Origin of the sequence: Aquabacterium sp., assembly GCF_029946005.1 — a bacterium.
Taxonomy (GTDB): Bacteria; Pseudomonadota; Gammaproteobacteria; order Burkholderiales; family Burkholderiaceae_C; genus Aquabacterium.
Map to the genome: position 1 here is coordinate 63,034 of NZ_JAQSDR010000006.1, position 23,436 is coordinate 86,469.

Genomic DNA, 23,436 nt, shown 5'->3' on the forward strand with positions numbered 1-23,436 from the left:
ACTGACTCAAATGTTCAGCTTGAGCCGTTGGCTCTCGTACAGTCCGTCCAGTTCGAGCTGGTGGTTCTCCAGCCTGAAAAAGTAGAAGTTGCCGTCGTCACCGCGCTTTCCGACCATGAAAGCTCGCCCGTGGTGCTGACCCTTCGCCCCGGCCTTGGCCTTTTCCCATTCCTGAAGGAACTCGCCCTTGACTTCGACAAGCGCCTGCCCGGCAGCATGGGCGCGGCCTTTCACGGCCACCACAAAATCGGGGTAGAAGCCAGTTACACCGCCGGACCAAGCCCACAGTGCGACGGAGCCGGGCTTGTCCGAGGGATTTCGGTGCCACCAAATCACTTCGTCATCGGTGTCCAGCAAGTTGGCGAACTCGCGCTCGTCCTTGTTCAGGCCGGGCGGGAACACCCCGTAGATGTTGCGCGCGGAGCGCGGCAAGCCGGCAGCCTCAATGAGCGCATCCGGTACCGTGACATCCCGGACTTCCACAAGGCTTGCACGAACTCGCTTGTGCGCCTCGCGCACCAACTTGGGGTTTCTCACCAGCACGAGGTCAAGCTGCCGACGAATAACTTCAGCATCGGCTGGCACTGCTATTCCCTGGCGCACCAATGCATCCCGGAACCGGTCCTCCAAACGATTGAGGAAGTCACGCTCATCGACATCGCGGAAGGGGAGCGCCACCTGTTTAGCTCGCTCCGCAATCACAGAGGGCGAAAGCTGCGCGAGAATGCTCTCGTCCAACATCGACTCCTCTTCCGTAAAGAGGTCCTCCGTCCGTTGTGTGAGTTGCGTGCCGGTTCGGTCCCTGTCCCCCAAAACACGGGTGAAGTCCACGAGTCCGACGACCTGCTCTTCGAAATTGTCCGGCATGCTCGGAAGCAACTCAGTTTTCAAAGTCAGGGGCGCATCGGCTTTGCGCAGATATCGCTTCTTCGCGACAGCGGTAGCAGCGATGACATCAGCCAGCGTTGCGGACGCGGCAGGCGGGGTTGCCGGCGGTGCGGACCCCGACGCGGCCGCTCCTGCCGAAACGCCACCGCTGATGTTCAGCAAATCGAGTTGGCCGCGCCCTTGCAGTTGAGCAACAAGGTTCCTTGCGGTTTCCAAGACTTCGGCGCTAACGTTGCTCAGGCCCGTCGACCCCCTCTGCTGGGGAGGGGTCACAGTGGCCAGGCTTGCCTCCCCGTCACTCGTTGCGGCAAGAACAGTCTCGGATTCCCCTTGCGAATTGACCAACGTCACATCCGAAGAATCTGCGCCGACCTCTAAGGTCAGGATGGTTTGCTGGCCCAGCTGGGGCTCTTGAGCGCGCATGGCGTTAATCAGCCCTGCAGCGCCACGGAGGCCTTCTTGGTCCTCTTGGTTCGCCAAAAACACATACCCGTTCTTCAGCAGTTCAGGAACATCCTCGCGTCCCTGCAAAAGCCGGTGAACGCGCATGATGCGACCAACTACTTGGGTGCCGAATTCCCGGTCCCGAACGCCACGTAGCGCGGCAAGCGTGAAGGCCCGCGGTGCGTCGAAACCCATCGCGATTGCCATCTTGAAAATCAGCACCTCTGCAGACGGGTCGTTGGCGACTGCGGCTAGGTTGTTATCCGGCTCGTCTGATGTGTGCTTGCGCACCGAACCAGCAGGGAATCCCAGTTCGCTGACGAGAACCCGCTCCACATCGTCGACAGACTCGCCGCCGTTAGGAACCTGCACCAAGAGGAGCGGGGCGACGCCGACCCCCAGCTGTTCAAGCTCCAGCTTGATTCGGCGGTGCATGGATGCGGCCTGCGCCAGGGCGATTCTCTCGAAGTCCAACATCTTGGACTCGTTGCCGGACCGCGCAATGAACTTCACAGTCTTAACGCCGGCTTTGAGCAGGCCGGCCTCTACGCCCTGCTCGCGGGTGATGGTTGCCCATTCATCCGGGTTACCCAGTTTGTAGCCGGTCTTCTGGCTGAACTTGATGGCGTCCTCGTCGCGAGGGGTCGCCGTCATGAGCAACGCGTAATCAGGCTTCAAGATGGTCGAGAAAAACGTCGAGGCCTCTTGCGCCTTGTGCAACCCATGGTGGGCTTCATCGACTACGCATCCGATGCGGTACCCGAGTTCCCTGGCCTGCAAAATCAGGTCGTCCACAGAAAGACCGTCATCCCGAGTTTCGCGCAGGACGCGGCGCGCCAGGGTGGATGCGACAGACTGCCAGGAAAGGGCGTAAACGCCGCCAGGACGCAACGATTCGGTGAACCGGTCCGACTCGAGGGACAGCAACTTGACCGCCGGTGCCTCAGCCTGGAAGGTGCGCTGAGCCTGGCCGACCAGTCCTACGAAAGGCACGAACCAGAACCAGACCACCTTTTCATTGGTGGAGAAGGACTGCACGGTGTCCACGGCGATGAGGGTCTTGCCGACCCCCGTCGGGGCCTGGAGCATGACGGCCCCCTGGTTCAGTCGAATCTGCGTCAGCGTTTCGGCGCGGTCAGGCAGCCCAGAGAGTGCGTCGTACTGTGCCTTGAGGTGTTTGAATCGAGTGACCAGCGCATCGCGCATCTGGCACTGAAATTTCTTCAGAATCGTTGTCATTCTTCTTCTCCTCCACCGACCACCTGCTCAGGCCCGGCGTCCTCCAGTAGAGCGACTGATTTGCGAAAATTGCCGAGCAATGTGTCCGGCAGCGAAAAAACTTGTGCACGGGGCACTGCCGCAGCAAATCGTGGGGCGGCCCATGCGTAGCAAATCACCGGGCCCTTGTGTTCGCCGGCGGCCGCAGTGAACTTGGCGACATCGCTCGCCTTTGTGCCCGTTGGATAGGCAATTGCCACACCCTCCGCGGTCGTAATCCAACCCATCGTGCCGTTCAAAGTGGAAATCGGAAGCTGATGCGCCAACGACACCGCATTCCAAACGACCTGGTTAGTCAACTCGCGCTCGAGCCGATGGCGCAGGATTGGTCGAGCACGAAGGTACGCGAATGTCCCGCCGTTTTCCACAGGAAGCACACGGCGCAGACGCTGTGCGCAGACGTCGCGACAGATGTTCTTTTGCCGCTCTTCCTCGGTCCCGTCAATTCTGGCCTCCGTACTGGAGACGGCAATGAACGTGCGATTGCCCCCATCTTCGGCATTGAGCTTTGCCACAGCGTGCGCAGTGGTCCCGCTCCCTGCGAAGAAGTCAAGAATGATGTCGCCCGGTTTGGCCACGAAGGTAAGAAGCTGGGTAAGCAACTCAGTTGGTTTCGGGTTGTTGAACGGAAGAACATCCCCAAAAATAGCTTTTAACTCGTTTGGCCCTTTTCGGCCGTCCAACTCGATGACGCTCGGGAGCTTCGACAGGTAGTCCTTGGCGTAGACTTTGAGTTCAACAATCTTATTTTCGTCGGCGCCATAAAGAAGCTGGTCGTTGTCGATTAAGGACTTCATCGTGTCCCATGGAAACCGGTAACCCATCAGCGGTTGCTTACAGGGGCGGCCGGTCACGTCGTGTGGCACGTCATATCTATAGCCCTCTTTGCCAGGGTTGTGCACACTGCGGCTACCGGCATACACGCCCTTGTGGTCGATGAACTTGTAGTCGGAAAGGGGCCCCAAAAACGACTTGTTTTCTCGGTACCACTCTGTGTAGGCCGACTGAAGTTCGACGGGGTCACTGTGCTTCTCGGTCAGCTGACGCCCGATTTCGATGAGAAGCGTCTTTGCTCCAAATTCCGAAGATTTCCACACGGGTGCGTTGGCGGCCTTCTTCTTCGTGTACACCAGCACGTACTCGTGCTCGACAGCAATCCGCGTGGGATTGTTATCAGTGACATTGTTCCAAATGATATTGCCAACAAAGTTCTTCGGGCCGAAAACGCGGTCTAGCAGTAGTTTGAGGTTGTACAGCTCGGTGTCGTCGATGGACACCATGAAGACACCGTCGTCAGCCAAGAGGTCGCATGCCAGTTGCAAACGGGGGTACATGAACTCCAGCCAAGTGGAGTGCCGATACCTTGAATTCGGGTCGAAGAACTTATCGTTATAGACCCAACCCTGGCGGTTGGATGCAGTGCTGCCGGTGTTGTACGGCGGGTCGATGTAGACGACGTTGACGCGACCTGCATGTGTCATGAGCAGATGCCGGAGCACATCGAAGTTGTCGCCTTCAATGACTAAGTTCTTGTATGGCCCATCCCCGTGAGAGAGGTCGGAGACCAGTTCCAGCCCGACGAATTCGTCGTTAAGGTGCCTGTCTTTTTCGATTGCGTCTCGCTCCCAAACCAAGCCGAAATGGGCATGGGCATCGCGCTGCTTCAAAAGCTCGACAAGTTCAGGGGCAGAAAGATGCGAGTAGTCGCGTTGAGGCATGGATGCAGTTATTAGTTTTTGGTCGTTTTGGGCTCGGCCGGCGCAGACGCACGCGGCACTCTCTTCGGCTCGATGTGTAGCTTCTGGGCATACGCCTGCACCATCACCTCGAACATGTTGGTCAGCGAGCGCGTTTCGGCAGCTGCGCACAACTCCCAGAGCTCCCGTACTTCAGGAGTCATCTTGAGCGTCGTTGTGGAGGTTTTGGTTTTTGGTCTGGCCATGGTGTCAATGGATGTAGCACCCGCTCTTTAAATATTCCTAACGGCAATACTCTAACAGAGTGTACCGATTGCTAAGAAATTTGGCGTAATCAAACACGCTTCATATTTCATCGACTCATCGTCGGCATTTAAAAAATATCTTTTATGAAGTGCCTCTGCCTGTACCTCGCTGCCCTTTGTCTTAAATCTCACCTCGCGGAATAAAACCAATCTCTTTACGCTCAGCAGGCAATTTTCGAGGAGCTGAATATGGGTTGGATAGTTGGGTTAAGGGACACTTTTGAAGGCATCAAGCTGGTCGAACGAGACGAGGCTAGCGGTACCGTGAGTATCGTTTTTCCTGAGGAGGCCTCACTCTCCATCGCGTCAGACACTTCCAAGCAAAAATGGACAGGCCCCCAGACAGCTAGCTTCTCAGAATTTGAGCCCTGCACTGATGCTGCAACGCTAGACCGCTTGCGCATTCCACAAGACGCGCAACGGACCCAAACATTCTTCCAACTAACGCTAGGTGGTAAGCGGTATTACATTCCTTCGCAAGTGCTGATATCAGGCTTGTTTGGCGTGGACAAGCGCGCATCAAGATGGATGCTTACCCCAGCAGGCATACAAGTAGCGGGCTCAGTAACCATCGACAAACAAGGCGCTGGGCGACTCACAGCAGCCAAAGGTCAAAGAATATTTGACTATCGGCATGCATTCATCAAAGCACTTTTGACATGGACAACCTACTATCCCTGCGCGCGGAGAGCCGAAGCCAGCATATTTTTTAATGCATTGCGTGGCCGCTTTGATTTGAAGCTTCCCTCAGGAACGATGCTTGCCACCTTCCGCTTCGTTGACATAGAAAATGAGTCACTCATCACCAGCATTAGGGTGTCATCTGTATTTCCCTCAGAGTCGTCCACCGGCCAAGGACTAGGCAAGGAAATCGTGTTTCGCCTTCCCGTGGATGGCGCTCACCGAAAATTGCAGGCCGCGCGACAGTCGAAAGGCGACACCGACCTTGTCGCCTTTAAGACTCGTCCCAAACTGTCTGAATCCGAGTGGGCGGCCTGCAAGCCAATCATCGAATCCAAGAACAGGATTCGAAGTCCGCGCATTAAATATCGCCTTGAACAAATTATTGAAAAATTCGCACGAAAGACGGCTTGGCGTCAGCTGGGCTCGGACGCAGCGGATGCCTTGGCGACTCGGGTCTTCTTTGTGTCTTTACAGAAAGACGGGCGGTGGGAACGTATCAAGGAGGCCTTGGTTCAATGCAGACGACCAACACTTGATGCTTCCTGAGCTACTCAGTCTCAATTTCCAAACTCCCCCAGCTTGGCCTCGCGCACTCGGGGTGAAGTCGATTCAGTTACCCAGCCCGGGCATGCGAGGCCACCCACCAAAGGGGTCAATTGAGGGCGATGGCCGGCGCTCGCCTGCTGTTGAGTGGTGCAGGCCCGCATAGCTCCGGTACCGGCGAAACGACCCAACGACCACGCCAAGCACTCAAACACTCAAACACTCAAGCGAGTCTTCGGGCCTGATGACCTCGTAGGTCGCGTTGGCTGGCCTTAGAAACGTTTCGCTATAAGGACATAACAGGGTATTATTCGAGAACTTTTATGCAACTACCTGCCCCATCATTGGCCCCAGCACAACCACCTGCAATGGGGCAAGGTGACCCGCTCAATGCGGAGGCTGCGCTTCGAGCTATCCAATCCGGCGCGCGATATTTTTTCGAAACACGCGACTTCGCACAGCTCGTCCGACGCGACGTCAACAGTCCCGCCGTCAAGAAGGCGCTCCATCGCCTAGTGAAGCAAGGACTCGTGGTGCTGGCGACGAAACGGCCCGCAGGCTGGCTCATCGTACCGGCTGAGCAAGCACACTATGGGGCTCCTCCTGCGACATGGTGGCTGGACGACTGCTTGACGCGAATCGAGCCCCACTACTACGTCGCCCTGCTCTCAGCCGCGAGGCATTGGGGCTCAGCGCACTACGCCCTTCAAGATACCCAGGTGATGGTGGGCAAGCCGCGATTGGCGCTCACGCCGGGTCGGTTGAAAGTCGAGTTCTTCAGCAAACGTGCAATTGCCAAAACACCGACGATACAAGTCACGTCCGGCGTAGCACCGTGGCGAGTGAGCACCCGAGAAGCCACTCTATTGGACTTGATACGGCACCAGCCCGACATTGGTGGCATCGAAAGCGTCATCCGAATTGCACGGGACCTTTCCCCGAAGATTGAACTCGCCGGACTGACTCAGTCACTGACCGCCATGGGCCAAGTGCCCGTTGCACAGCGGCTGGGGTTCATCCTCGAACGTTTGGGCATGAAGAAGCCCGCGCAACGCGTGGCTGACTGGCTCAAGTCCCATCGGACAATACCGTACCGGTTGGAGCTGCAAGTGTCCATGGATGAGCGCAGCCTCGTCCGGGACGAACGCTGGAACATCCAATACGACGCCCGGCGGCTGAACATATTTGAGGAGATTGCTTGATTAGCGCACGTGAACTTTCAGCTTGGCGAGCGCATGCCCCTTGGACAAGTGACTTGATGGTCGAGCAGGACTACCTCCTGAGCAAGGCCGTTGCGGCCATTTTTGAGGATAAATTCTTGAAGAGCCACGTCGCGATGCGAGGCGGCACCGTCCTTCACAAAGGACACCTGGCTCCTGCGAGCCGATATTCGGAAGACATTGACCTCGTTCTGGTTGGAACTCGCCCAGCTGGTGACATCAAGAAGGCGCTTCATCGGGTACTCCGGCCTATTCTCGGCATCCCCTCTGAGTCGGTGCTTGCTGACCTTCAGCTTGCTGTACGAAATCTCGTTGCGAAATCGAAAATCCTCCGCACCACCTACACCTATGACCCGCGGAGCAGTGAGGCGGCATTCGCCCATCTCAAGGTGGAGACGAACATCAACGAAAATCACAGCTTCTTTCCACTCGTCCCAATTGACGTGCAAGTACCCGACGGCGAAGGCGGCGTTCGGCCTGTGTCCGTAGTCTCGTATGACCTCGACGAGATGCTCGGGACCAAATTGCGCGCCCTGCTACAGCGAGAGCATGGGCGCGACCTGTTCGACCTCTGGTGGTCTTGGGAAGTAACGAACCACCCGGCAGCCCTTGCGCGCGTGAACCCTGCGCGAGTTGGGGCCGCCTTTCGCTTCTACATGGGCCAAGAAGGCAGCGCATTTAAGGCTGCAGATGTCCAGCGCGAGCTCGACCGGCGCATGACGTCGAGAAAATTCTTGGCCGACATGGACGGCTTCATGCCAGCCGGACAAAGCTACTCACCTCAGCAGGCCTGCGAGAAGTTTTATCGTGTTTTCCTGCCGCATCTGGACGCATAGGAGAAGAGACGGCTCATCAAATGCACAGAGTGCGGACTCGACGTACGCGACAGTCAACTGCCAACGCGACAGGTTCAATTATCTCGCCCCGGGCGCGGAGTATCCAGGGCCGAAATTCCTGCAATCTGCGCAAGCTGTTGCTGCTCCCCCCGCTTTCCAGCGAATTGGAAAGCGGCAGCAGCAGCTAAACAAGCAGAGTTGGGCGCAGAGGGCGATTGGAAACAGCTTTAATGCCCTGCCCGCGCACCGGAAGTTAGCGCAACGGAAGCGACTATTTGTCAGGCTACTTTGCGAAACAGTGGTCGTTCCCAGGGATGCCTGGAAACGACTTTATTGTCCGCGACCACAATGGCCGATTGGTCGCCGATGGTCAGTCCGGCCAGCACACCGGACAGTCGCGCATCAGGCACTTGGCGCTGGATAGACTGGCGGATAGCCTGCCTGAGCCGGTCCACCGCACCGGCTGACCACCAATGGCCGGGCGATTGCAGCAACTGCGGTGGAGGGCCTTTTTTGTGGCGGACCGAACCACTTGCCCGCACGCCCTTGTCCAGCAGCCACAGGGCAACGTCAAAGCCGCCGGGGTTGCCAGTGGCAACGGGCGACTGCAAACGAACGGTCCAACGCCAGACCTGGCCCGCCTGCACCTGAGGCATGGCAGCGTCGAACCGCCAATACAGCATCACACGCTCTGGCATACCCTGCTCCAGGGCTTTGCCTTGAAGCGTGAGGCTTTGAACCGCCACATCGAATCCCAGGCTGCCAGCCCGCAGCGTGGGCAACCCCACCACCTGCCCTTGGAGCAACAGATCTTGGTCTTGCCATGAAGGTGGGAGGGTTTGCTGCGTCAGCGCGTGGGCACGCCAAGTTGTGCTGCCCCAAGCCAAGCAAGCACATGCCAGCCACACCAAGGGCCACGCGGCACGAAGCTTTGGCTTGCTGCGCATCAGCCAGACGCTCATCAACACCATCAGCACGGCCAAAGCGCAAGCACTCTGAGCCCAGGCCAAGGCGGTCAATCGGGATTGCTGCAGTTGCAATGCCAAGCCCACCACCCAGGCAGCCATGGCCATCGTCCACAGGCTCATGGAAGGCTGGAAGCGTGATGTGGAAGGGTGTCGTTGATCATCAAGCGGTCTCAGCGGTTGCCTCTGGAAAGAAGCAGATTGTTGCTGTCAACCGCACACTGGCAGGGCACCCCAACAGGTGATGGACAAAGCACCCCGGGGTGAGGTCAGTCGCGCACCGGGTCGATCGAAGTTGGCTTAAGCGCGACGGGGCGACCCGGCGGCTGCCAGGCCGGCGGCATCACCACATGCAGCAAGGCTGCCTTGAGGGTGGGGGCCTTGAGCATGTCCCGCCCCAAATCGATCCACGCGTCAAACTCGACCCGCAAGGGGTTGTAGCTGAGCTGTGGTTTGACCAGGCCATAGCGAATGGGAATGTCATCGCGCTCGGCCACGTAAGTGCCAAACAGGCGGTCAAAGATGATCAGCACGCCACCATAGTTGGCGTCCAGGTATTGCGGATTGCTGGCGTGGTGAACGCGGTGTGCCGAGGGCGTGTTGAACACGCCTTCCATCCAGCCCAATTTTGGGATCCAGGTGGCGTGAATCCAGAATTGGTACAGCAGGTTCAAGGTCAAGGTTTGCGCGACCAGTCTGGGCTCGAAGCCCAGCCACACCAAAGGCGAAAAGAAGATGAACGTGCCAGTGAGCTTGCCAAACAGGCCGATGCGCACGGCGGCCGTCAGGTTCAGCTCGTTGGGCGAGTGGTGCACCGAATGGTTGCACCAGAACCAGCGCACACGGTGAGCTGCTCGGTGAAACCAGTAGTAGCAAAACTCCTGGCCCAGGAACAGCAGCATCACCGTCTGCCAGCCATCCAGTTGCAGGTGGGTCAGGCGGTGCTCCTGCGCCCACTGCGTGACGGGGGTGGACAAGGCCAGGGGCACCGTGAGGTTGATGGTGATGCGCAGCACCAGGTCCAGGAAGGAGATGCCCGAGGCACGCCAGTCGTAGCGGGCCCGGCGGGACAACACCCAGGCCTCAAGCAGCGAGGCCAGCACGATGGCGGGCACCACCACGAACAACAAAATGGCGTCAATGTGGTCGAGCTGACTATTCATGGTGGGTGACCGCGCGGCTGGCCTTGTTCAAAGCACCTTGCATGGCTTGCTGCAGCGTCTCCACGCCGAACGGCTTGGGCAGCACGGCAATGCCCTCTTCGATGGCTCGGCACAACTCTTTCGTGTAACCCGTCACCAGCAGCACCGCCAGGCTGGGGTATTCACGCCGAATCATCGCCGCCAGGTCAATGCCACTGGCCTGCCCCGGCATGATGACATCGCTGATGACCAAGTCAACACTGTGGTGATGGCTCAACAGCCAAGGCTGCGCAGCATCGGCACTGCCCAGGTGGGTGACCTGGCAGCCCAGCGCACGGATCAGTTCACACGTGGCCTCGGCCACTTCGGGGTTGTCCTCGACCAGCAGCACCCTGGCCACCAAGGGTGGCACCGAAAGCAACACGTCTTCGGGCACCGCTTCAACCGGCGTCGCAGGGTCCACCGGCAAACGCATCACCACGCTGGTGCCTTCACCGTAGATCGATTTGACCACCACCTCGCCTTTGGCCTGCACGCAAAACCCGTAGACCTGACTGAGGCCCAATCCCGTGCCCTCGCCGGGCGCCTTGGTTGAAAAGAAGGGCTCGAAAATGCGGCCTCGGATGGCCTCCGGAATGCCCGCGCCGGTGTCGGCCACCACCAGCTCAACGGCGGTGCCACTCAACGTCGACCCTTCGGCCACCAGTTCGGCACGCTCCAGATTGCGGGAGCTGATGACCAGTTGACCACCGCTGGGCATGGCATCTCGCGCATTGATGACCAGGTTCAACAAGGCCAACTCCAACTCGGCCGGGTCCACGTGCAACTGATGCGTGTCGGCGGCCAGCTCAATGCTCAACTGCACAGAGCCGCCCAAGGTGGTTCTGAACAAATCGGAAAGCGCGGGCAGGCTGTCTTGCAGCAGGACCGCTTCCGGCCTGAGGGCCTGACGGCGCGAAAAGGCCAGCAGTTGCCGCGTCAGCTTGGTGCCTGCCGTCACCGCCCGGTTGATGGCCCCCAGCGGCTTGCTATCCTTGACGGCGGGGTACAACTGCCCCATCAGGTAGGCGTTGGTGTTGACCACCATCAGCAGGTTGTTGAAGTCGTGCGCCACCCCGCCGGTGAGCTGTCCCAGCGCCTCCAGCTTCTGGGAATGGCGAAGTGCTTCTTCGGCTCGCCGCCTTTGCTCGGACTCTTCCTGCAAGCGCCGCACGGCATTCAACTCTCTGGAGGCGCGCCTCAGTGCGACCGAGGCCACATAAGCCAGTGCCAGCCCTGCAGGGAAAGTGGCCGCCGCCAAAACCACCAGGCGGCTTTGCCACTGGGCCATCAAAGCCGCACGGTCAATGGAGGCAGCAACGTACACCGAGTAGGGAGCCAGCCGCCTGAGTGACACCAGCGGCCCTGCGTCATTGGTTTGCTCGGCGATTTCGGCGGAGAGCGCCGATGTGGCGTTGTCCTTGACCAGCTTGAAGATGTCCGCGTCCAAGGTCGCCTGACGCCCCCCTGCATCAGCTGCGGGGTAACGGGCCAGGACGGTGCCATCGTCACGCATCAATCGCACGTTCAGACCAGGTTCGGTCTCGGCCATCTTTCGGTAGAAATCAGTGAAGTATTGCGGCAGCAAGGCGACGGCCACCACGCCCAGAAAGCCGCCGTCTTCACTGCGCCTGCAGCGACTGACGTTGAAAAATTCGCTGCCTGTCGTCCCACCGATGGCCAGACTGGAGACAAACCACGCGTCCGAACGCTGCTTGCAAACGGTCAGGTAGTCCTGGTCTCGGACGTTCAAATCCGCAGGCACCGGGAACAGGCGATTGGACGCCAGGGCACGGCCGTCCTCGCCCCATATCCAGATCGACCGAATCTGCTCCACTTCGGAAACCGCCTGCACCAGCCGACGATGTAGAACTTCTTCCCGAGCGCGGATGTCCGCCGCCGATTGAGCGCCCAGCTCGTCCAGGATGAAATTGACGATGACGCCATTGGTTTCGATGACGCGCGAGGCGTGCTCCCGCACGATGGCGGCCGCTTGGTCAACCCGGGCGTGCCCTTCCTGCAGGGTTTGGCCCCGCGTGTACCACGCGATGCTGCAGAAAAACACCACCGGCAGGACCAGCGACATGGCGATCCACACGCGCAGCCACCACAGGGAGCCTTCAGACGGCGTCGCAGTGTCGTCGTCCGCAGCGTCAGGTCGGCTCACGCCGATGAAGCGCTCCAAGAAAAAGACCACGGCCAAGGCCGAGATGAAAAAGATGGCGACGTGGAGCTTGCTGGGGTGAGGATGCAGGCTCGGGATCAGTGCCCAAACCACGCAGCCCAACACCGTCCAGATCGCCGCAGCCCGCCCGGCCACGGCCTGCACCGCAATCAGCGCGGTGAACGCCAGGACAAAAGGAACGGCATCGGCCAGCCAGGGTTGCAGCAAGGCCCGCGTGCCCATGCCCACCACCACCCCCGCCAGCACCACACCATGCCAACGCCAGGATTTTTTTTCAGCTGAACCACTCAAGCCTTGTCTCCGATACGCCGACCACCAGGGAATGCTTGGCAGTCTACAACCGGCCGGGCCTTCCAGGAACAGGCTTGATCGGCCTGTGTCAACATGGTGGGGTTGTTGGCTGATGCAAACCCTATGCCCCATTTCTTGCAGAATCTGCGGTCTCGTCTGAGCAAGCTACACGACCTCTTCCATTGGCCGCTGGCTTCGCTGCGTGGCTACCTCACCGCCGTCATCATCGTGGCGACGGTGCCCATGTCCGGGCTGGCCTGTTACCTGGTCGTTCAGGAAACTCTGGCTGGCAACCAAGCACTGGAAGACAGTTTGCTGCGCACCGCGTCCACCTTCGCGCTCACGGTCGAGCGCGAGATGGTGTCGTCGATTGACGCGCTGGCCATCCTCTCGTATTCCGACTCGTTGCAGCGCGACGATGTGGCCGGATTTTTTGCCACGCTCACCGCCCTGCCCAAGATGCGCAGCACCTGGAGCAGCGCCTACCTGCTCGAACTCAACGGCGATGTGATCTTCAACACCCGTCAACCCCCGGGTAAACCCCTTGAAAAAATCAGCGACCGATCGGCCTTGGAACGCCTGATCCGCACCGGGGGGCCCGAGGTGACCAGCCTGATGGAAGGCCCCAACGGACAGCGCACCACCGGGGTTCTGGTGCCCGTGTTTGTGCAAGGCAAGGTCAAGTACGCGCTGGGGGCCTGGATCACGCCGGCGAACTGGCAAAAGCTCATGAACGGAGTGACCATCGCGCCCGGGGGCTTCGTGTCGATTTTTGACTCGCGTTTTCAGATCATCGCGCGCAGCCTGGATCCACAGCGCTTTGTCGGCCAACCTTTGCCACTGGGCGCTCAACAGGTAATGGGCGATCAGATCGCGGGCATTCAGCGCGCTCAGGTCGCGAGCGACAAGAGCACCGACGTGTACGTGGCCTGGAAACGCATCCCTCTGGCCAACTGGGGCATTGGCGTGGGCGTACCCGCAGCCCCCATCGACCGCAACCATGCCCGGTCGATTGCCACGGCGCTGGGTGCCGGTATGCTGTCTCTGGCGGCGGGCTTGGCACTGGCCATGCTGGTGGCCAGGCGCGTCACGAAGCCCTTGCAGCAGTTGGCTGTGGGCGGACCGCAGGCCGTGCAGCACCCCAGCGAGGTGCGAGAACTGGCCTTGCTGCAAAGCGCACTGCGCGTGCTGGAAATGCAGCGCGAGTTGGCCCGCGAACGGTTGCAGGCCAAGGCCGACGAGTTTGAAACCCTGTTTCAGAACAGTCCCATCGGCCTGGCCATCGCGCAGGACAAGGATTGCCACAGCGTTTTGCGCAATCCCGCGCTGGCCGCCATGTTCAATGAGCTGGAAGACGGCCACCTGCCACCGCACGTGGTGCTCAAGGAGGGGCAAGAACTGCTGCCCGATGAGCAACCCCTGAAGCACGCCGCCTTGACGGGCGCCAAAACCAGCGACGTCGAGCTGGACGTGGTGCACCAGGACGGCCGCGCGCTGCGCTTGATCGCCCACGCCGCGCCCTTGTACGACCACGCCGGCCGCCCTCGTGGGGCGATCGGCGCCTACACCGACATCACTGAGCGCAAGCACGCCGAAGAAGCCCTGATCACGGCCGAACGCCGCCTGCGCGAAAGCCAGCACATGGTGGAACTGGCACAGGCCGCCGGTCACGTGGGCTTTTTCGACTACGAGTTCGTGCCCGACCGCACCACCTGGACCTCAGGCATGGCCCCGCTCTTCGGCATCAAACTCGCGGAGTTCGACGGCACCTGGGACGCCTGGATCAAGCTCATTGACGAGAGCGACCGCCAACAGGTTCAGGACACCCTGCAAACGGCCACGCGCCAAAAGCAGGAGCAGGCCGTGTTCGAGTTCCGCACCAGCCTGCCGGATCGGTCGGTGCGCTGGCTGTCGGGCCGCGTGGTGCTGAAGTACGACGAATCCGGCCAACCCTTGCACATGATCGGCGTGATGGTCGATGCCACGCAGCAAAAGTCGGTGGAACTGGCCCGGGCCGATTTTGTGGCCCGAGAGCAGGCAGCGCGCGTGGAAGCCGAAAATGCCAACCGCGCCAAGGACGAGTTCCTGGCCATGCTGGGCCACGAATTGCGCAACCCCCTGGGCGCCATTGCCGCCGCCTCCGAAGTACTGAATCGTCTGGGTTCGGAAAACCCCGCCGCCTTGAGTGCCCGCCAGATCATCTCCCGCCAGACCCGGCACCTGGCCAGGCTGATGGACGACCTGCTGGACGTGGCCCGAGTGATCACCGGCAAGATCATGCTGACCCGCCACCCCCTGGACCTGGCCCAGGCCACCCAACGCCTGGTGACCACACTGGAGGTGTCCGGCATGCTGAAATCCCACACGCTTCAGATCGAGCTGGAAGAGGTCTGGGTGCAGGCCGACGGTACACGCATCGAGCAGATCATCTACAACCTGCTGACCAACGCGCTGAAGTACACCCCCGATGGTGGGCACGTCAAGGCCACCGTGCGCAAGGAAGGCGACATGGGTGTGCTGGAGGTCTCCGACAGCGGTGTGGGCATGACTGAGCCGCTGCTGTCGCGGGTGTTTGACCTGTTCGTGCAAGGTGACCGATCACTGGACCGTCGGCAAGGTGGGCTGGGCATTGGCCTGACCCTGGTCCGCCGCCTGACCGAGTTGCATGGCGGCAATGTCGCCGCGCGCAGTGAGGGGCATCAGCAAGGCAGCACCTTCATCGTTCGGCTGCCACTGGTAGCGCCTGAAAGCACTGCCCTGCCCGGCCCCCAGGACACGTCAATGCCGAATCGGCATGTGGTGGTGGTGGAGGACAACGAGGATGTCCGCGAAGCCCTGCAGGTTCTGTTGTCCCTGGCTGGCCACAGCGTGTTCACCGCCGAAGATGGCCAGGCCGGCGCCCAGCTGGTGATCGACACCCAACCTGACATCGCCTTGATCGACATCGGCCTGCCCAAGCTGAACGGCTATGAGGCTGCCCGACTCATTCGCCAGGCTGGCTACAAAGGCCAGTTGGTGGCCCTCTCAGGCTATGGTCAACCCAAGGACGTGGCACAGGCTCTGGAAGCCGGCTTTGACGCCCACCTGGTCAAGCCGGTGGATCCTCGGGCGTTGGAGGCGTTGATGAACAAGGTCTGAGTTCGGGCATGGCCATTGCTGGCATGAGGATGTGCAAGCCGCACGTTTCTCAAACGAAGGAGCACTTTCATGACTCAGCAAAACCAACCAGGTCAAAAGAACTCGCCCGCTCAGCAGCAAGGCGGCGATCGGCAACCACAAACCAATCGCCAGCAAGAGCAAGACCACAGCCAGCGTCATCAACCAGGCTCTGGTCAAATGGACTCACCCAGCAAGAATCAGTCACAGCAAGGCGGACAAGCCACCCGCAAGCCGTCTGACACCAAGACTGATCAGCGCTGAGACCTACTCACCATGAAGACTGCTGGGCAAGCTCACGCACTGCCCAGCCATGCGCCTTCAAGGCACTTCAGCGGGCCAGTCGGCTCAACAAAACCCCGGCGAGCAAACCAACGGCAATCGCGGTCAAAGGCTGTTCACGAATGTGGGTGCGGGCACTGTCCAGCCACTCACCCTCCCATGCCCCCAAGGCATCGGCCTTGGCATGCAGGGCCTCAGCTGCTTGGCTGGCGGCAGAATGAACGCCTTCAACCGCTGGCTTGACCTTGGCCACCACCGTGTCAATGGCCTCATGGGCTCGTTGGGCCACGCGGTCCACCGCAGCGCCAGATGTGAAGGCGTCGCCGTCTTGAAGCAAGGTTTGCGTTCTGTCATTCATCGAAATCTCCTGAGTTGAAAAGACCCACGAAAACTGGCAAATGGCATGCCTTGTGCATCAGATTGGAAAGACCGATGAAAAGCCGGGGCCTCAGGCCAGGAATCGGCAAGATTTTCTGAACCGTGTAAGCGCTGCCGCACACATGGTGCGCGTGGATTGAAACCAGCGTTCTGCCAACATACCAAAAGAGGAGCACTGCCCGCGCGGTCCGTCATGACAAGCCCACCGGTTTCTTCGACCCCCGCACAAGCCTTTGAGCTTGTGATGCGTGAAATGCCATTCCAGCGCTTCACTGAAAGCAGCGACGACGTATTCTGGCTGGCCGACCTGAACACCCAGCAGTTGGTCTACATCAATTCCCGCTTCGAGCATTTTTGGGGCATCGGCAGCGACGCGCTCCTGAAAGATCCGACGCGATGGAATCAAGCCGTGGTGAGCCAAGACGCCCACCTCTTGCCCACCCCCTTCTTCTCGGACACCGCTGCGTCCGAGAACTCCGTGCGCGAATACAGAATTGTGGACGCCCGAGGGCAAAGCCGCTGGATCCGCGATCGGCGCTTCTACGTGCGCGATGCTCAGGACAAAGCTGTGCGCGTGGGCGGCATCGCCGAGGACATCACCGAGCGCAAGCAGGCCGAGATTCAGCGGGAGCAAATGCTGCAACGCGAGCAAATGGCCCGCGGGGAGGCCGAGGCGCTGGCCTTGTCCAAGGATGAGTTCTTGGCGGTGGTCACCCATGAACTTCGCTCACCCTTGAACGCATTGCGCGGCTGGGCCCACGTGCTGCGTCGCGCCGGGCCGCTCAATGCGCTGCAGGAAAAAGCACTCGACGCCATCGACCGTAACACGCAGGCGCAAGCCCGCCTGGTGGACGATCTGCTGGACAGCCAACGCATTCTTTCAGGGACCTTTGAACTGCAGTGGGGACGTGCCAACCTGGCCTCGCTGATTGATGACGCGGCAGCGTCCATGCATGACCGGGCCGCCGTCAAGCGGATCACCCTGGACGTGAGCCACGACGACAGCATTGACGCCGTCTCGGCCGATGTGAACCGTTTGCGGCAGGCCGTGACCAACCTCTTGTCCAACGCCATCAAATTTTCGCCAGAAGATGGCATCGTCCATGTGCGCACGTTGCGCAAGCCCCAAGCCTTGGCCATTGAGGTGAAGGACAGCGGCATTGGCCTGGCCCCCACCCAATTGCCATTTCTGTTCAACCGATTCCAGCAAGCCGATAGCTCCAGCACCCGTCGGCAAAGCGGCCTGGGTCTGGGCCTGTCACTGGCCCAACAGGTGATTGAATTGCATGGCGGCCACATCCACGTCAGCAGCGAGGGTGTCGGTTTGGGCGCCACCTTCACCATCGAGTTGCCAGACCAACCCAGCCTCGCCGCCCCCCCCGCTTCGCAGCACCAGTTGCCCCTGAGCGCACTGGCGGGCAAGCGCGTGGTCGTGGTGGAGGATGACCCCGATGGCCGCGAGATCCTCGAGCTGCTGCTGCGAGACGCCAAAATCGAACTGCTCAGTTTTGACCGCGCGGCAGGTGCTTACGAACACCTGGCCCGCGCCCCCGCCGAAGAACAACCCCATGCCTTGATCTCGGACATCGCGATGCCGGATGAAGACGGCTATGCCTTCATCCACCGCGTTCGTGAAATGGAAGCTCGCCTGCACCGGCCTCGCCTGGTGGCTTTGGCACTGACGGCTTTCTCGCGCAAGGAAGACCGACAACGGGCACTGGCCGCAGGCTTCGACGAGCATGTGGGCAAGCCCATCGACTCGCAGATGGTGCTTCAAACGCTGGAAGCTGCCCTGGACAAAGCCGCTGCAGGGGTGACGACCTGAAAAAAAAGCGCTCCGAAGAGCGCCTTTCCCACCGTCGAGTGGGATTGAGTCGCGTGTGGGCGACTCAGGATTGACGACGGCGACGGTACATGCTGCCCGTGGCCACCAGGCCCGCCAGCATCAGTGCCAGGGTGGTGGGTTCCGGAACCGCGGTGGTGGCCGAGCTCAGCGAATAAAAACCGCCAAACCCGCCCGTGGCCTGACCCACCACGTTGTAGTAGTAAGCGCCAGGCGCACTGAGGTCAAACGTGTGGAAGGTGCTGCCGGTCGTGCCGTCGAAGGCATAGCTGCCCAGGAAGGCATCTTCAATACCGGTTTCCTTGTACAGCTTGACCATGCCGTTTTCGATGTTCAGCAAGCCGGGCGAGCCCAGGGCCACCGCAGAACTCACCACACTGGAACCTTCGCCCAGCACAAAAGAGAAGATGTCATTGATGTCGCCAGGTTCGGACAAATTGCTACCCAGCTCAAGCGTGCCGTGGTTGCCCCAATCGGTGGTATTGGCGTGCGCATTGAATGCCAGAACGCTGGCAATGGCGACGGCTAAAAATTTAAGGCCCATGTGTATTCCCCCATGTGAAAACAAACTCAAATCGAGTTCGGATTTATATAGCAAACGGTGTGCCCAACTCGTGACCGGGCGGATTTTTCAGTTTTGGGCCTGCCATTTGCCTGAAAGGTCGTGAGGCGAGATCACGGTGAACTCGTCCGACCCATCATCAGGAGTTTGACCATGAACAAAGACCAAGTGTCCGGCCGAGCCGAAGAAGTCAAGGGCAAGATCAAGGAAGCCGTGGGCAAGGCGACCGACAATGATCGACTGAAAGCCGAAGGCAAGGCCGATCAACTGACCGGCAAGGTCAAGGGTGGCTATGGCGATGCCAAGGAAAGGGTCAAGGACGCCATCGACAAGGCCTGACCTCTCGGGGGAGTGACGGTGCACTCGTCACTCCCTGTTAGCGCGTCATTTTTACGGCACCGTCTGCCTTCACCGCCCATGAACGACCACCCTGCTCTCCGGATGCGCCTGGGCCCTGCGCCCGCGCCGTCCCCGGTACCGCCCCACACCACCCCGGCCCCACCGCAAGCACCGTCACCACCACAGGGCCCGGATCTACCGCCCCCGGAGGTCGAAGACCCGCCCCCTGACGAGATCAAGATTCCGGTGCATGAACCCCCGGTGATGCCCACGCCGATGGCGTTGCTTGACGTCACGTCGAACCACTTGAAATTGGACCCACGCCATGACCTCACAGAACACCCCAGAACAATCGCTCTGGAAACTCATCCGCGACATCCGCTTTGGCATGCTGACCACGCAAACCGAATCGGGTGATCTGTGTTCGCACCCACTCACCACACAAAACCGGCAAGAGGACGAAGACTCAGTCCTTTGGTTCTTTATCTCGGCACGCAGTGACACCGTGCGTGATGTGCTGGCCCGACACAAGGTGAACGTGGCCTACGCCTCACCCGAGGACGACCGCTACGTGTCGATCAGCGGGCGGGCGCGCCTGGTCAATGACCCGGCGAAGAAACAAGCGCTGTGGTCGACCATGTCACAGGCTTGGTTTCCGGGGGGCGTTGATGACCCCGACTTGGCTTTGCTGGCCGTGGACATCCACCAGGCTGAATACTGGGATGTCAAGAGCAGCAAGATGGTTCAGTTGCTCAAGATGGCCAAAGCGGCCATCACCGGCAAACCGCCTTCCCACATGGGAGAGCATGAACAAGTGCACCTCGGGTGACCAACGCTGCGTTTGAGCAGACCTCCTTTTTTGGCCACAATCGGCGCCCAAGGCTGACCCTCGGGCGCCTGGGTGCGTTTGGGCTCGCCGATTTGCCCCTGCACACTTCGAAATCTCAGGGAAGTTACGGACACACAGCGGGTGATCGCTCATAATTGTTTTTGAACTGGTTTTTACACATTCAAGGATCTTGGAATGCCTCACGCATTGGTGGTGGATGACGAAGCCGACTCGGCTGAGATGATGGCCACATTGATCGCGATGGAAGGTTTCACCGTCGCGACAGCTGGCTCGCTGCGGGATGCACGCAAGCAACTCGCGCTGCAGGAACCCGACATTGTTCTGCTTGACCTGATGCTGCCCGATGGCAGCGGCATGCAGTTGTTTGACGACGGCAAGAACCTGGCCAACACCGAAGTCGTTTTGATCACCGGACACGCCAGCCTAGAGACCTCCATCCAGGCGTTGCGCCTGGGGGCCGTGGACTACCTGGTCAAGCCCGTCAACATGAAGCAGTTGCACGGCATCTTGTCGCGCGTGACCAAACCTTCGGCCCTGAAAGCTGAGGCGGCCGATCTGCAAACGGGCCTGGAAGAAGAAGGCCACTTTGGCTTGCTGTGGGGCCGCTCGGCCGTCATGCGCCATGTGTACGAGCAGATCCTGCGAGTGTCCGGCACGGCGGTGACGGTGTTCATCACCGGCGAAAGCGGCAGCGGCAAGGAAGTCGTGGCCAGCACGGTTCACGACCTGAGCCGTCGGCGCGGCAGGCCCTTCCTGGGCGTCAACTGCGGCGCCATCTCGCCCCACCTGATCGAAAGCGAAATCTTCGGTCACGAGAAAGGCAGCTTCACCGGCGCTGATCGGCAGCATCAGGGCTTCTTTGAACGCGCGAGTGGCGGCACGCTGTTCCTGGACGAAATCACCGAGATGCCATTGGAGCTTCAGGTCAAGCTGCTGCGCGTTCTGGAAACCGGCACGTTCATGCGCGTGGGCTCCACCCAGGTTCAGGAGACCGACGTGCGCATCATCGCGGCCACCAACCGCTCACCCATGCAAGCCGTGAAAGATGGCAAGCTGAGGGAAGACTTGCTGTACCGCTTGAATGTTTTCCCGATCCACCTGCCCGCCTTGCGCGAGCGGTCCGAAGACGTGCCTTTGATCGCCGAACACTTTCTGGAAGAGATTTCGCGCCGCGAAGGCCAGGTCAAGACCTTTGAACCGCAAGCCCTGAGCCGGTTGTCAGACTATGGCTGGCCTGGCAATGTTCGCGAGTTGCGCAACATTGTTCACCGTGCCTACGTCATGGCCCGTGGCAGCGTCATCATTGATGAGTGCCTGCCCACCACCGACACGCCTTTGCCCGTGCTGACGGGCGCACCAATGCTGTCGATCCGCGTGGGCACCACCTTGGCTGAAATCGAGCGTCAGGTGACGCTGGCCACCCTGGAGTACCTGGGGCGACACAAGGAGAAAACGGCAGCCACCCTCGGTGTCAGCCTGAAGACCTTGTACAACCGCCTCAAGGAGTACTCCACCGTGCCCGCCAGCATGGATGCCGACTTGCCCCCTGACTCCTCATCCTGGGGTGATCTGGGCCATTGAGCAAGCAAGGGCCGGAGCGCGGCTCAACGCTGATTGAGCGTCTGCTGCTCCGGTGTTGCTGCCGACCGCCGCCGGTAGAACGGGACCACCATGTCTTCAATTTCGGCAAAGGCTGCCTCGGCCAGGAGTTGGGCTTTGCGTGTGGCATACCAACCCTTGCGCGATTTGGACGCGTCCCTCGTCGCTTTGGTGGACTCGAATTCATCACGCAAGGCATGGCGTTGGTCAGAAGATGACTTCATCGTGAGCTCCATTGAAAAAATCAGCGGGTGAAAGCAGGCATGGCTGTCATGGTTTTTACCTTCATGCCCCAAGGCGCTTCGGCAAAAAAAGTGGACGACCGATCCAGCAACAATTGGTCGAGCCTTTTGAGGATGGACGGAATGTCCAACGGTTTTTGCCAAACTTCCAGGAACGTGGATTCGTTTAAATTTTGAACATCGGCCGCCGTCACCGCGATGGCAGGCACGGAGGACAAAACCGCTTGTCCGCGCAGACGCTTCAGCAATTCGGTGCCATGGCAATCCGGCAGGTTGAGGTCCAGCAACAACAAGGCTGGTGGTCGTTTGATGGCGGCTTGGTAGCCTTCCTCACCAGTGATGGCCACGGTCAACTCCAGGGAGGGCAATTGCGCAAACAGGGCCTGCATCAACTGCACGTTGACAGGATGATCTTCCACGTACAGGACCTGGGGGCGGGAGTGGTGGACAGCTGACACGTCGATTCCTCGGCGAGGTTGAGTTCACTTGGGGACAGCAAGCGTTATGCCACCCACCATCCCGTGTTTTTGCCTTCCAAAGGCGTCGCCATCCTCTCAAGTCGGAAAAGATTACGGAAAAGCGTGCAAGCCCGTGGCGATCTCACGCGGATGCTTCAAGAAGTAACCGATGTAGCTTCAGGCCCTTAGATTGCTCACACGGGAGTGCATTGGGCATTTGCCCCTTGCCGATGGAGACCTCGTCATGCCCGCAACGACAGAACAACCCGCCACGCACGCCGCCGAGGGAACTTGGCAAAGCCACCATGGCGGCGGGAATATGTGGCCCGTGGCACAGTTCGCCAAATCGAAGGAAGGCATGCCGTCGGAGTTGACAGCGGCCATGGCGATGGTCAAACGTGCTTGCGTCAAGGCCAGCCGCGACCTGGCACAGGTCAGTCCGGGCATGGCCGAGGCCATCGACTTGGCCACCTCGAACGTCATCTCGGACCCCTACACGGCCTTGCAGGTGGCGGCCAGTGTGGGCGTGGCCCACAATCTTTTGCCCGCCTTGGTTTGCTTGAACACTGAGTTGGAATTGACGGCCGCCTCGAAGCATCCGAAGACGAGCCAAGAACTCGTCCACCATGTGGACCAACTGATGCTGGCCCACCAGTCCATCCTGGCCGCCCTGCCCCGCGAACATCAACTGGTCATGCATCAAGGCACGTCGCGGCCCGTGCGCGAGCAAGTGGCCAAAGCCTTGACCCTCACCTTGCGCCTGCCTTTCACCGGCACCTTGAACACGCTTCCGATCGAGCGCGACACAGATCAGCTGGTCAGCCTGCATGGCACCTTGACATCAGCGGCGATGGCCCTGAACAACATCGCACAAGCCATGCGCAACTTGGCCTCGGCTCAACAAGATGCCATGCAGTGCGATGCGTTGGCCATGGTGTGTCGTCAGGTGACAGACAACGATGCTTGTCTGGCCACTCGGGCCCATGACGATGAAATCGACAGCCACAGTTTCAAGCCCCTGCTGGCCCACAAACTTTTGCAGAGCATTCGCCTGCTGACGGACGCGACCACGGTATTCACCGAGTACTTCGTGCGTGGCATCACGGTGAGCAGTGACCCCATCTCCCATGGCTTGGCCAGTTCATTGATGCTGGTCACTTCCAACAACACCATCCAAGCCGTTTGATGTTCACCCAGCACCACAGGAGAT

The 23,436-nt window shown here is 60.0% G+C and carries 20 protein-coding genes; 10 read left to right on the forward strand and 10 right to left on the reverse strand.

Annotation, left to right across the window (positions count from 1 at the left end; translation table 11 throughout):
* Positions 1-6 precede the first annotated feature (6 nt).
* Genes PSV38_RS03375 through PSV38_RS03385 form a run of 3 tightly spaced genes read right to left on the reverse strand, consistent with a single transcriptional unit; the run spans position 7 to position 4,552 of the window.
* On the reverse strand, positions 7-2,571 hold the full coding sequence (locus tag PSV38_RS03375) for a DEAD/DEAH box helicase family protein (RefSeq protein WP_300544846.1): 2,565 nt from the start codon (positions 2,569-2,571) through the stop codon (positions 7-9).
* Entirely contained in the window at positions 2,568-4,328 is a 1,761-nt protein-coding gene (locus tag PSV38_RS03380) for a site-specific DNA-methyltransferase (protein WP_300544848.1), read from the reverse strand. Before PSV38_RS03380 ends, PSV38_RS03375 begins: the two co-directional genes overlap by 4 nt.
* A gap of 11 nt (positions 4,329-4,339) precedes the next feature.
* Complete coding sequence (locus PSV38_RS03385; protein ID WP_300544850.1) at positions 4,340-4,552, reverse strand: hypothetical protein; 213 nt, start codon at positions 4,550-4,552, stop codon at positions 4,340-4,342.
* Positions 4,553-4,801: 249 nt separating this feature from the next.
* Here PSV38_RS03385 and PSV38_RS03390 point away from each other — a divergent pair, with 249 nt between their 5' ends.
* The 3 genes from PSV38_RS03390 (at position 4,802) to PSV38_RS03400 (ending at position 7,895) form a co-directional block, all read left to right on the forward strand.
* The gene (locus tag PSV38_RS03390) at positions 4,802-5,842 is read left to right on the forward strand and encodes a hypothetical protein (protein WP_300544852.1); all 1,041 of its coding nucleotides are present in this window, start codon (positions 4,802-4,804) and stop codon (positions 5,840-5,842) included.
* Between the two features lie 365 nt (positions 5,843-6,207).
* Positions 6,208-7,041 (forward strand): type IV toxin-antitoxin system AbiEi family antitoxin, encoded by an 834-nt coding sequence (locus PSV38_RS03395; RefSeq protein WP_300544855.1) that lies wholly within the window; start codon positions 6,208-6,210, stop codon positions 7,039-7,041.
* A 56-nt stretch (positions 7,042-7,097) separates the two neighbouring features.
* Positions 7,098-7,895, forward strand: coding sequence for a nucleotidyl transferase AbiEii/AbiGii toxin family protein (locus PSV38_RS03400; RefSeq protein ID WP_300544857.1), 798 nt, complete (start codon positions 7,098-7,100; stop codon positions 7,893-7,895).
* A gap of 278 nt (positions 7,896-8,173) precedes the next feature.
* On the opposite strand, the gene PSV38_RS03405 is transcribed toward PSV38_RS03400, so the two are convergent.
* The 3 genes from PSV38_RS03405 to PSV38_RS03415 form a co-directional block, all read right to left on the reverse strand.
* A complete protein-coding gene (locus tag PSV38_RS03405; RefSeq protein ID WP_300544859.1) occupies positions 8,174-8,983 on the reverse strand; it encodes a ComEC/Rec2 family competence protein in 810 nt (269 codons plus the stop codon).
* A 146-nt stretch (positions 8,984-9,129) separates the two neighbouring features.
* Positions 9,130-10,023 (reverse strand): sterol desaturase family protein, encoded by an 894-nt coding sequence (locus PSV38_RS03410; RefSeq protein WP_300544861.1) that lies wholly within the window; start codon positions 10,021-10,023, stop codon positions 9,130-9,132.
* Complete coding sequence (locus tag PSV38_RS03415) at positions 10,016-12,517, reverse strand: hybrid sensor histidine kinase/response regulator (RefSeq protein ID WP_300544863.1); 2,502 nt, start codon at positions 12,515-12,517, stop codon at positions 10,016-10,018. The genes PSV38_RS03410 and PSV38_RS03415 overlap by 8 nt, the downstream gene beginning before the upstream one ends.
* 123 nt (positions 12,518-12,640) lie before the next feature.
* Between PSV38_RS03415 and PSV38_RS03420 the strand changes: the two genes are divergently transcribed.
* Complete coding sequence (locus PSV38_RS03420; protein WP_300544865.1) at positions 12,641-15,655, forward strand: ATP-binding protein; 3,015 nt, start codon at positions 12,641-12,643, stop codon at positions 15,653-15,655.
* A 69-nt stretch (positions 15,656-15,724) separates the two neighbouring features.
* Positions 15,725-15,937: a hypothetical protein gene (locus PSV38_RS03425; protein ID WP_300544868.1), complete on the forward strand. Its 213-nt coding sequence runs from the start codon at positions 15,725-15,727 to the stop codon at positions 15,935-15,937.
* A 67-nt stretch (positions 15,938-16,004) separates the two neighbouring features.
* Here the strand turns inward: PSV38_RS03425 and PSV38_RS03430 are convergent, their stop codons facing one another.
* On the reverse strand, positions 16,005-16,313 hold the full coding sequence (locus PSV38_RS03430; RefSeq protein WP_300544870.1) for a hypothetical protein: 309 nt from the start codon (positions 16,311-16,313) through the stop codon (positions 16,005-16,007).
* 264 nt (positions 16,314-16,577) lie between these two features.
* On the opposite strand from PSV38_RS03430, the gene PSV38_RS03435 reads away from it, so the two are divergent.
* Positions 16,578-18,158 (forward strand): ATP-binding protein, encoded by a 1,581-nt coding sequence (locus PSV38_RS03435; RefSeq protein ID WP_300544872.1) that lies wholly within the window; start codon positions 16,578-16,580, stop codon positions 18,156-18,158.
* A gap of 64 nt (positions 18,159-18,222) precedes the next feature.
* On the opposite strand, the gene PSV38_RS03440 is transcribed toward PSV38_RS03435, so the two are convergent.
* Positions 18,223-18,720, reverse strand: coding sequence for an FxDxF family PEP-CTERM protein (locus PSV38_RS03440; protein ID WP_300544874.1), 498 nt, complete (start codon positions 18,718-18,720; stop codon positions 18,223-18,225).
* Between the two features lie 171 nt (positions 18,721-18,891).
* Between PSV38_RS03440 and PSV38_RS03445 the strand changes: the two genes are divergently transcribed.
* From PSV38_RS03445 to PSV38_RS03455, 3 genes are all read left to right on the forward strand, one after another.
* A complete protein-coding gene (locus tag PSV38_RS03445; RefSeq protein ID WP_300544876.1) occupies positions 18,892-19,077 on the forward strand; it encodes a CsbD family protein in 186 nt (61 codons plus the stop codon).
* Positions 19,078-19,402: 325 nt separating this feature from the next.
* Positions 19,403-19,906, forward strand: coding sequence for a pyridoxamine 5'-phosphate oxidase family protein (locus tag PSV38_RS03450; protein WP_300544878.1), 504 nt, complete (start codon positions 19,403-19,405; stop codon positions 19,904-19,906).
* 195 nt (positions 19,907-20,101) lie between these two features.
* On the forward strand, positions 20,102-21,508 hold the full coding sequence (locus PSV38_RS03455; RefSeq protein ID WP_300544880.1) for a sigma-54 dependent transcriptional regulator: 1,407 nt from the start codon (positions 20,102-20,104) through the stop codon (positions 21,506-21,508).
* Between the two features lie 23 nt (positions 21,509-21,531).
* Here PSV38_RS03455 and PSV38_RS03460 read toward each other — a convergent pair whose 3' ends face one another.
* Together PSV38_RS03460 and PSV38_RS03465 are read right to left on the reverse strand one after the other, a co-directional pair.
* Positions 21,532-21,750 carry a hypothetical protein gene (locus tag PSV38_RS03460; RefSeq protein WP_300544883.1) on the reverse strand — a complete coding sequence of 73 codons (219 nt, stop codon included), beginning with the start codon at positions 21,748-21,750 and terminating at the stop codon, positions 21,532-21,534.
* A gap of 20 nt (positions 21,751-21,770) precedes the next feature.
* Positions 21,771-22,226 carry a response regulator gene (locus tag PSV38_RS03465; protein ID WP_300544885.1) on the reverse strand — a complete coding sequence of 152 codons (456 nt, stop codon included), beginning with the start codon at positions 22,224-22,226 and terminating at the stop codon, positions 21,771-21,773.
* Positions 22,227-22,470: 244 nt separating this feature from the next.
* On the opposite strand from PSV38_RS03465, the gene PSV38_RS03470 reads away from it, so the two are divergent.
* Positions 22,471-23,412 (forward strand): hypothetical protein, encoded by a 942-nt coding sequence (locus tag PSV38_RS03470; RefSeq protein WP_300544888.1) that lies wholly within the window; start codon positions 22,471-22,473, stop codon positions 23,410-23,412.
* Positions 23,413-23,436 lie beyond the last annotated feature (24 nt).